We start from the raw sequence: 8932 nt of genomic DNA, 5'->3' as shown, positions 1-8932 counted from the left end.
CGAGAGGGAAACGCCCGGTTACATTCCGAACCCGGAAGCTAAGACTCTCTGCGCCGATGGTACTGCAAGGGGGACCTTGTGGGAGAGTAGGACACCGCCGGACTTCAATTGTAAAATAGCCACACCTGTGTTTAATAGACACGGCGGGTGGCCATTTTGCGTTAAGTCCCACCCAGATTCAGGAGCAAAAAGTGAGTGATTCGTCAGGTAACGATGGACGTCGCGATAGCCGACCCCACGGAAACCGCTCTGGCGCGCCACGATCTGGTGGTCGCCCCACCGGTGGGCGACCAGGCGAGGGACGACCAAGCGATGGAAGGCCACGCCGCGACAACGCCGCAGGTGGTCCAGCTCGCGGCAAGCCAGCATCCGGTTCCGACCGACCTCGACGTGACAATGACGACCGCGGAGACCGCTCAGCTCGACCCGAGCGCAGCGACCGATCAGGGCGCCCAGAGCGCAGTGATCGCCCGGCTCGTCCGCAGCGCAACGATGGCTCCGGTCGTCCGGAACGTGGAGGACGTCCCGATCGCGGTTCAGGTCGCAGCGATGGGCCCCCCGAGAAGCGCTTGTGGACCAAGGGCGGAGCGCCCGCGCGTGGAGACCACAACGCCAGCGAACGTGAGCCTGAAGAAGATCGTGATCCGTTCGGCATCCGTTCGGTTCGTGCATTCCACCAGGCACCCGAGATCCCTGAGGGAATCACCCCGAAGATGCTTGACCGCATTGCTTCCAATGAACTGAAGACTCTGAGCAAGGAAAACGCAGAAGGCGTTGCCCTGCACCTCGTGATGGTCTCGCAACTCATCGAGAGTGATCCTGAGCTCGCTCACCAGCACGCGATTTCGGCTGCACGTCGCGCCGGACGTATCGGTGTTGTGCGCGAAACACTCGCAATCACCGCCTATGCAACAGAGGACTACGCACTCGCGCTGCGCGAACTGCGCACCTACCGACGGATATCTGGTCGCGATGACCAACTTCCGATGATGGTTGATAGCGAACGTGGCCTTGAGCGCCCAGAACGTGCATTGGAGCTGGGACGTTCCGTGCGCCGCAGCACTTTGTCCACTGGCGTGCAGGTGGAACTTGCGATTGCCATGTCTGGTGCTCGACTGGATCTTGGACAGACCGAAGAAGCACTCGTCGAGCTACAGATTCCCCAGCTCGACCCCACGAAGGCCTTCAGCTACAGCCCGGCGCTCTTTGGTGCCTACGGCACCGTACTTGAAGAACTCGGTCGCGCAGAGGAAGCAGCGACTTGGTTTGATCGAGCCGATGTTGCTGCCGATGCGCTGAACGAAGACGACGACGCCACCATCGAGATAATCGAAGAAGAGTTCGAAATTGAGAATGCCGATGGGCCTCTGGATGTCACTAACGAAGCTGACGGGAACGAAGCTGACGATAGCAAAGGCGAAAGCGGCGAGCGTGTCGAGTAAGACACCGCTCGCCGGCATCACGCTGGTTCTCGCCGATCTCGATGGTGTTGTCTATCGTGGACCGGATGCGATTCCGTATGCCGTTGAGAACATCAATGCGATTGAGGGCGCTCAGGTCGCGTACATCACCAATAATGCTTCGCGCACCGACGCATCCGTCGCCACTCATCTGAGCGAGCTCGGACTGCGCGTAGAACCGAACGATGTTGTGACCTCACCGCAAGCGGCGATGGGGCTGCTTCGCGAACTGGTTCCTGCGGGCGCCACGGTCATGGTTGTTGGGGGAGACGGACTCACGAGCGAGCTGGAGAAGTCCGGCTTTGTTGTGACCCGTTCTGCTGAAGATTCGCCAGCCGCTGTAGTGCAGGGCTTTGCCCCAGATGTGGCGTGGGTGCACCTTGCCGAAGCCGCGTTCGCGCTCAAAGGTGGCGACGCCGGCATCCCCTGGATCGCTACGAACACTGACTGGACGATTCCCCAAGCTCGCGGAACCGCGCCCGGAAACGGCACGCTCGTCTCCGCTGTACACACCGCCGTGGGCCGGCTTCCGATTATTGCAGGAAAGCCCGAAGTAGCAATCTTCGAAGAAGCATTCACTCGCTACGAGTCACGCGAAGCGTTGATGATTGGCGACCGCCTCGACACCGACATTCTCGGCGCGAATAAGGCCGGCATCCCCTCGCTGCTCGTGCTCACTGGCATCGACCAGGCCAAACAAGTGCTCGCGGCGATTCCGGAGGAGCGTCCGACGATGATCGTCGACGACCTGCGGGGACTGCATGAGCCGTATCCAGAAACCGTGGTCACGCATGACGGCGCCGCCGTAGTGACGACAGTGGGAACGGCGACCGTGCGCCTTGAAGCACAGCGACTGACCGTGACCTCGGCCGGAACATCCATCGACCGATTGCGGGCGGGATCCGCAGCAATTTGGAACTCAGGGAGCGCCATCTACGCCCTTGAAGTGTCTGCGGAGCTATATTCGTGAGTATGAGCGATGAATCACCCGTCGACGGACTGATGTCACGACTGAGCCTGATCGAAGATCAACCGCTTGAGTCGAGGGCTGCCGCGTTCACGCAGGTCCACGATGAGCTGCAGCAGCAACTTGAGGGCAAGGACTCGTTCCCGCGCAATGGCTAGCATGCGTCTGGATGCGGCTCTCGCTGCTCGTGGCCTTGCACGCTCACGCACCCACGCGGCGAAACTGATCGCGGACAACCTCGTGACGGTCGAGGGAGTTGCGGTTCCCAAAGCGTCCACCCCGGTGACCGGCGACCACGTGATCGCGGTTGCCGAAACCGATCACTACGTAAGTCGTGCCGCACATAAGCTTGTCGCGGCCCTCGACTCCTTTGCCATTGATACCAACGGTACGCTCGCCCTCGATGTTGGCGCGTCGACCGGCGGCTTCACTCAAGTGCTGCTCGAACGCGGCGCCCGTGAAGTGATCGCGCTTGACGTGGGGCATGGCCAAATCGTGGACTTGATCCGCTCGGATGCTCGAGTGCGCACTATTGAGCGAGAGAATGCTCGCTATCTCACAGCAGAGTCGCTTGCTGAGTTGAGTGGGACATCCGAGACTCCTACGCTCGTGGTTTCTGATCTGTCGTTCATCTCGCTGCGCACCGTCTTGCCAGCGCTGCACGCGTCGGTAGGGGATGCCGCAGACTACGTTCTGCTCGTGAAGCCACAGTTTGAGGTGGGCCGTACCAACATTCGCGAGGGCATCGTGCACGGGGCGGCGCTGCGCGACGAAGCGATCATGGGCGTCTTATGGGCAGCGTGGGATGTGGGACTCGGCACGGCTGGCGTCATGCCCTCCCCAATAGCCGGAAACGCGGGAAACCGTGAGTATCTGGTCTGGTTGAGTGCCCGATCAGGCAGCAATCCGACAGAGTGGTTAGGCCGCGTCTCCGCCATCGCCTAGATTCTGAGAGCTCCTACTATTTGTTGCTGCTCTCTTCTTCCAGAGCGGCCAGAGCGGCGAGAAGATGTTCATCGGCATGGTCTGCAACGCCCTGTATTTCCGGGGCGATGCTCAGCTGGACCATGGTTTGTGGGTTGATGGCTTGAATCGTAGTGCTCTGCGCTGACGGGCTTCGTCGGATGACGACGTTGCATGGTAGTAGCAATCCCATATCGGCCTCTGCGGCGAGTGCTTTTTCAGCGAGGACCGGGTTGCACGCGCCCAGAATCACGTAGTCGCCGAGCGTGTCTGCGCTTTCGGCGCCGAGTTTCGTGTGGAAGGTCGCGCGGATGTCGATTTCGGTAAGAACTCCGAACCCTTGGTTTGCGAGTTCTTCCTTCACTCTGGAGACTGCTTCCTCGTAGGGCAACGAGACGGTGATGGTGTGTGCATAGTTCATGGTTTCTCCTTATTGTTAGTTAGCATTGATGATTCCCATCATCCCGTTGTCTTCGTGATCGAGGATGTGGCAGTGGTACACGGTTTTTCCGCTGAAGTCCTCAAACGCGATCCGCACGCGCGTGGTACTGCGTGCCGGAATGTTCACGACGTCCTGCCACATCATGGTGTCGACGGGCCGCCCATCCTGTTCGACGATCTGCATCGGCCAGACGTGCAGGTGCAGGGGATGATCCAGCGTGCTGGTATTCGTCAGCAGCCATTCCTCGACGCTGTCGAATTGTACGGTTGTGTCGATTCGGCTGGCGTCGAATGCGCGACCGTTGATCGTGGCTGACATCATGCCACCGCCCATGCCCATTCCCATTGCGAAGACCAGCTCACGCCGGGCGGTTACGGTAGCCGTGCGCAAGTCGCGCTGAGCGGGTTGGCTGGGTATGGCTGGCTGTGCGGCAACGGCATCACCCGCCACGGTGAGTGTGGCCAGCGCGATTTCATCGGCGCCACGAGAGCTGCCCCCTCCCATCATTCCGCCGAATGATCCGCGGTCGTATCTAAGGGCGCGCAGTGTGGAGGTGCCAACGCTGCTGGTGACGAGGAGGTCTGCCCGGTTACCAGGCGCCAGCACGACCTCGTCGACCTCCTGCGCGGATTCGAAACGTCCCGAGTCGATCCCGAGCAGGGTCAGTTGCTGCCCGTCGAGGCGCAGTCGCAGGTAGCGGGACACGCTGGCATTGATGATGCGCCATCGTTCGCGTTCGCCGGGTTGGGCAGTCATGCCGGGTGTGAGTTGTCCGTTGACGAGCACAAGCTCTCCCTCGCGTCCGGACATTTCCTCCATCGGTGTAGTCGCTGGAATATTTCCTGCGGAATTGAGGGTGATATCGGAGATGACGAGGAGTCGTTCCCGGTCGGACGGGATAGGTTCGGGGTCCTCGACGATGATGGCACCGTAGAGCCCGCCGAACACCTGATCGGCGACGAAACCGTGGTGGTGCGGGTGATACCAGTACACGCCAGAGGGGTGATTGGTGGGCAGTTCGTATTGGTAGTCGAAGGAGTCGCCAGCTGCGACGGTGACGAACATGTTGTCGCTGTTGTTCTCGGGTGACACGTGGAGGCCGTGTACGTGCAGGTTGCTGGGGTCTGCCAGACCATTTCGAAGGCTCACCTTGAGGGTGTCTCCCGCTCGAACGCGCAGCGTGGGGCCGGGCACTCCACCATTGTAACTCAGTGCATTCACGTCGCGGCCGGCGATGGTCACCCGCTGGGGTGAAGATTCGAGGTCAACGGTGAGGGCACCATTGACGCTTCGTAGCTCGGTGGGCTCGATGAGGGTGTTCCCGGATGTTGCTGCCGGCGACGAGGGTGACGAGAGGCGTTGATTGACGAAGAAACCGGTCGCGCCCACAGCTGTGCCCGCAATCCCCACACCGCCGAGGATCAGGGCACTACGGCGACTGAAAGTGGGCATTATCGGTATTCGTCGAGCACCTGCAGCTGTTCACGGTATTGTTCCGCGGTAAGTTCCCCGCGAGCGAAACGTTCCTCTAGGATTCGCCTGGCATCGGACGGATCACCTTGCCTCGGAGAAGATCGTGTGTTGTCGCTCTCGGACTTGTTCGACAGTAAACGAACAACGACATAAATGAGTACGGCTACACCTACTATTGCCAGCAGTCCGTATCCCCAGGCCCATCCCATATTTCCGTAGCCCCACATCATCAGATTTGATTCCTTCCACGTCGTGATCGTTAACGTCAGGATACCCCCAGTGGTATAGGGATAGCTGGGTGCGAGTCATTACCGTGTCAAATCGAGGGCTACCCGGATCCTCCAGAGCAAAATTCCCAGAATCACCTGCAGGGCGGCGATTTCAGCGAGCAGACACCCATGAGGTCGCGAAACTATGCAACCGTCGCGATCACGCTGCCCTGTGGAACCTCCGCTGCCTCATCAACTAACACGGTGATTGTGCCGGCTGTCTCCGGGTAGATCTCGGCATCCACCTTGTCGACCGCCACCTCGGCGATGAGAGTCGACGGCGTCACTTCGTCGCCTGATTCGACGAACCACGTGACGACCACACCCGTCGCATCGTCGGCAGCCGACATCGTGGGAAAGATCACGTCACTCACGAGGCGACTGCCTCACGAACTGCCGCCTCGATGCGGGCCGGCGTGGGAAGCACCGCATACTCGAGCTGGCTCGCGTAGGGGAGCGGCACATCCGGGACGCACACGCGTGCGACGTGCTTGAGCAGTTCCGGCTGACGCTCGGCGACCGAGGCGATCACCTCGCCGGAGACACCGAACGACTGGTAGTCCTCGTCGACAACGATCAGTCGTCCGGTCTTCGACACGGATGCCACGATCGCGTCACGGTCCAGTGGAACCAGGCTGCGCAGGTCGATGACCTCGACGCTGATGCCCTCTTTCTCGAGTTTCTCGGCGACATCAAGGCTGTGGTGCACCGAGAGAGACAGTGTCACGATCGTGACATCCGTGCCCTCCCGGGCCACGCGGGCTTTGCCAATCGGCACCTCGTACGGTTCTTCGGGCACCGCGCCGATGGACCGCTGGTTCTTCTTCATCCAGCCGAGACCCATCACACCCTTGTGGAACATGAAGACGACGGGATCGTTTGACCGGATCGCCGCCGTCATCAGACCCTTCGCGTCGTAGGGGCTCGACGGCACGACAACCTTCATTCCCGGCAGATGCGCGAAGGTACCCCAGAGCGATTGGGAGTGCTGCGCGCCGTCAGAGTATCCGCCGCCCGTCGCCGTCATCAGCACCATGGGCACCTGCACGTTGCCGCCGGACTCGTAGTGGATCTTCGCCATGTGGTTGTAGATCTGGTCCATGCAGACGCCGAAGAAGTCCGCGAACATGAGCTCGACGATCGGGCGCATTCCCTCGACTGCTGCACCGATTCCGGTTCCGATGAACGCCGTCTCCGAGATGGGCGTGTCGATGATGCGGGTGGGGCCGAACTCCTCGATCAGTCCGGTGGTCGAGGAGAAGATGCCACCGTACGGGCCGACATCCTCGCCCATCACGAACACCGAATCGTCAGTTCGCATCTGCTGTGCGATGGCCTCCTGCATGGCCTTGGCCGTCGAGAGCTTGCGCTTGCCGGCCTCGGGTTCGACGGGGAGAGCCTGGCTGGTGGTGTGAATAGTTGTGCTCATGAGCGTGCTCCTTCGGCGAAGACGTACTGAAGTGCATCAGCGGGGTTGGGCGTCGGCGATTCTTTGGCGAAGTCGATGGCGTCTTCGACGAGCTCCGATGCGGATGCCTGCATGGCGGCATATTCGCTGTCAGTGATGAGTCCCTGCGACGTCAGTGTGTTTTTGTAGGTCGGCAGCGGGTCGCGGCCCGGCACTCCATCCAAATCGGCGCGATAGCCCTGGGCGTCTCCCTCGAAGTGGCCCCACAGCCGCAGTGTGTGCACTTCGATCAGCGAGGGGCCCTCGCCAGCACGGGCGCGAGCGATCGCCTCGCCGGCGGCCTCATACACGCCCTCGACCGAATTCTCTTCAACCCGGATGCCCGGCATCCCGTATGCGGCGCCGCGCACGGCATTCGAGGTGACCGACGTCGACTGCGCGCGCGGAACCGAGATTCCCCAATCGTTGTCTTCGATCACGAAGACGACGGGCAGCTTCCAGAGTGCGGCGAGGTTGAGGGACTCGTGGAACGCGCCCTGGTTGGCCGCGCCCTCGCCGGCGACTGCGACAGCGACCCGGTCGGTGCCGCGTCGCTGGAACGCGAACGCCTGACCGAGTGCTGGCGGCAGCCCCTCGGCGATGATGCCGGAGCAGGAGAAATGCGTCTCCGGGTCGAAGAGGTGCATGTGCCCGCCGCGGCCGCGGCCAAGCCCGGTCTCGCGACCGAATATTTCTGCAGTCATTTCGCGCAGCCGCACGCCCTTTGCGATGGCCACGTGGTGCGGGCGGTGGGTCGCCGTCATGGCGTCGTCTTTGGTGAGGTGCAGGCCGAGGCCCGCCGCGACCGGCTCCTGCCCGGCGGACAGGTGCATCTCACCAGGGACGAGTCCGGCACCAATATCGAAGCCGGGGCTCTTGTCGGCGTGGTACTCCCTCAGGATCGCTTCTTCATAGGTGCGAATCAGCACCATCATGGTCAACATCTCACGACGTTTGTCGTCGGTGAGTTCGGGATAGAGCGTCATTGCTTCTCCTCGCAGTCGGGTACGTGCAGCGAGGCGGATGCTCCGTCGCACGGTGTGAACTTCACACTATGACCGCGGCGGGAGAGATATCAGGAGCAGGATTTCAGATGGTGAACTGCCCGAACCGGTCGGCACCCAACTGGAGAGACAGCTTGGCGGCTGATGTCTTCATGCGCCGTACCATGGCATCCAGATCGATCGATTTCAGGTCGGAGGGCAGCGACACCGCGATCGACGCAGTAACATCGGGCGCCCGCACCGGAACTGCGATGCAGGTGTAGCCGATGGCATACTCCTCCCGGTCGATGGCGGCGTCGGCGTGGTGTTCGAGTTGTGCAAGCAGAGTCCGGCGGTCACTGATGGTGTGACGGGTGAGTTGGGCAAGCGGATGCCGCGACAAATAATCGAGGCGCCCTTCGTTGTCGAGCTCGGTGAGAAGCTGTTTGCCGAGCGCTGTGGCGTGGGCACTGTTGTCGATGCCGACCCAGAGTTCGACCCGGGGGTTTGGCGCAGCATCCACTATGTCGATAATGTGCGCCTCGCCATCACTAAACCGCGAAAGGTAGGCGGTGGCGCCGAGTTCCTCGGTCACGGAGCGGAGAGTATTGCGCACCCGTGCGAGAAAGACGCCTTCATCGTGGCCGGGGCGGAGGGTCGGAAAGCGGGTGCCGAGCATGAGGCCATCTGGCTCGTTTAAGAGATAGCCCTCATGGATCAGGGTGCGCACGATGTTGTAGGTCGTGCCCAGACTCAGACCGGATGCCTGTGACAGCGCCTTGACCGGCATCGGCCGTGTCGCATTCGCCACCATGTCGACTAGGTGCAGAGCGCGCTGAACCGACGCAATGAGGGTGTGTTCGTGCTCTATGGTCATCGGTGACTCCCTCTCACAGGGTACCCGCGAAGCGCCGCAACCGGAATCAGT

Annotated in this window: 10 protein-coding genes and 1 rRNA gene; 5 read left to right on the top strand and 6 right to left on the bottom strand. The window is 61.4% G+C overall.

Annotation, left to right across the window (positions count from 1 at the left end; genetic code table 11):
- The 5 genes from rrf to ACTJJW_RS13955 form a co-directional block, all read left to right on the top strand.
- Window positions 1-103, top strand: a 5S ribosomal RNA gene (gene rrf, locus ACTJJW_RS13975); the annotation flags it as partial.
- Between the two features lie 88 nt (window positions 104-191).
- Window positions 192-1442 (top strand): hypothetical protein, encoded by a 1251-nt coding sequence (locus tag ACTJJW_RS13970; RefSeq protein WP_462645657.1) that lies wholly within the window; start codon window positions 192-194, stop codon window positions 1440-1442.
- On the top strand, window positions 1372-2430 hold the full coding sequence (locus ACTJJW_RS13965; protein WP_462645655.1) for an HAD-IIA family hydrolase: 1059 nt from the start codon (window positions 1372-1374) through the stop codon (window positions 2428-2430). The genes ACTJJW_RS13970 and ACTJJW_RS13965 overlap by 71 nt, the downstream gene beginning before the upstream one ends.
- A gap of 2 nt (window positions 2431-2432) precedes the next feature.
- Window positions 2433-2585, top strand: a complete 153-nt coding sequence (locus ACTJJW_RS13960; RefSeq protein ID WP_462645653.1) for a hypothetical protein — start codon at window positions 2433-2435, stop codon at window positions 2583-2585.
- Window positions 2578-3372 carry a TlyA family RNA methyltransferase gene (locus ACTJJW_RS13955; RefSeq protein WP_462645651.1) on the top strand — a complete coding sequence of 265 codons (795 nt, stop codon included), beginning with the start codon at window positions 2578-2580 and terminating at the stop codon, window positions 3370-3372. The genes ACTJJW_RS13960 and ACTJJW_RS13955 overlap by 8 nt, the downstream gene beginning before the upstream one ends.
- 16 nt (window positions 3373-3388) lie before the next feature.
- Here the strand turns inward: ACTJJW_RS13955 and ACTJJW_RS13950 are convergent, their stop codons facing one another.
- The 6 genes from ACTJJW_RS13950 to ACTJJW_RS13925 all read right to left on the bottom strand — a co-directional run bounded on the left by ACTJJW_RS13950 (window position 3389) and on the right by ACTJJW_RS13925 (window position 8881).
- The gene (locus ACTJJW_RS13950) at window positions 3389-3811 is read right to left on the bottom strand and encodes a DUF302 domain-containing protein (RefSeq protein WP_462645649.1); all 423 of its coding nucleotides are present in this window, start codon (window positions 3809-3811) and stop codon (window positions 3389-3391) included.
- A 15-nt stretch (window positions 3812-3826) separates the two neighbouring features.
- Window positions 3827-5284: a multicopper oxidase family protein gene (locus ACTJJW_RS13945; RefSeq protein WP_462645647.1), complete on the bottom strand. Its 1458-nt coding sequence runs from the start codon at window positions 5282-5284 to the stop codon at window positions 3827-3829.
- 433 nt (window positions 5285-5717) lie between these two features.
- The gene (locus tag ACTJJW_RS13940) at window positions 5718-5948 is read right to left on the bottom strand and encodes a biotin/lipoyl-containing protein (protein ID WP_462645645.1); all 231 of its coding nucleotides are present in this window, start codon (window positions 5946-5948) and stop codon (window positions 5718-5720) included.
- Window positions 5945-7003, bottom strand: coding sequence for an alpha-ketoacid dehydrogenase subunit beta (locus ACTJJW_RS13935; RefSeq protein ID WP_462645644.1), 1059 nt, complete (start codon window positions 7001-7003; stop codon window positions 5945-5947). The genes ACTJJW_RS13940 and ACTJJW_RS13935 overlap by 4 nt, the downstream gene beginning before the upstream one ends.
- Complete coding sequence (locus ACTJJW_RS13930; protein ID WP_462645642.1) at window positions 7000-8007, bottom strand: thiamine pyrophosphate-dependent dehydrogenase E1 component subunit alpha; 1008 nt, start codon at window positions 8005-8007, stop codon at window positions 7000-7002. Before ACTJJW_RS13930 ends, ACTJJW_RS13935 begins: the two co-directional genes overlap by 4 nt.
- 103 nt (window positions 8008-8110) lie before the next feature.
- The gene (locus ACTJJW_RS13925) at window positions 8111-8881 is read right to left on the bottom strand and encodes an IclR family transcriptional regulator (protein ID WP_462645640.1); all 771 of its coding nucleotides are present in this window, start codon (window positions 8879-8881) and stop codon (window positions 8111-8113) included.
- Window positions 8882-8932 lie beyond the last annotated feature (51 nt).

The sequence above is a fragment of the Rhodoglobus galactosidasius genome (genome assembly GCF_054957775.1).
Note: the sequence above shows the minus strand (reverse complement) of the source record. Positions and strands in the feature narration are given on the sequence as shown.

Coding starts and splice junctions, on each gene's coding strand:
- ACTJJW_RS13965 (WP_462645655.1), top strand. CDS start 1,372: ATGTCACTAACGAAGCTGACGGGAACGAAGCTGACGATAGCAAAGGCG.
- ACTJJW_RS13930 (WP_462645642.1), bottom strand. CDS start 8,007: ATGACGCTCTATCCCGAACTCACCGACGACAAACGTCGTGAGATGTTG.
- ACTJJW_RS13960 (WP_462645653.1), top strand. CDS start 2,433: ATGAGCGATGAATCACCCGTCGACGGACTGATGTCACGACTGAGCCTG.
- ACTJJW_RS13950 (WP_462645649.1), bottom strand. CDS start 3,811: ATGAACTATGCACACACCATCACCGTCTCGTTGCCCTACGAGGAAGCA.
- ACTJJW_RS13955 (WP_462645651.1), top strand. CDS start 2,578: ATGGCTAGCATGCGTCTGGATGCGGCTCTCGCTGCTCGTGGCCTTGCA.
- ACTJJW_RS13935 (WP_462645644.1), bottom strand. CDS start 7,003: ATGAGCACAACTATTCACACCACCAGCCAGGCTCTCCCCGTCGAACCC.
- ACTJJW_RS13945 (WP_462645647.1), bottom strand. CDS start 5,284: ATGCCCACTTTCAGTCGCCGTAGTGCCCTGATCCTCGGCGGTGTGGGG.
- ACTJJW_RS13925 (WP_462645640.1), bottom strand. CDS start 8,881: ATGACCATAGAGCACGAACACACCCTCATTGCGTCGGTTCAGCGCGCT.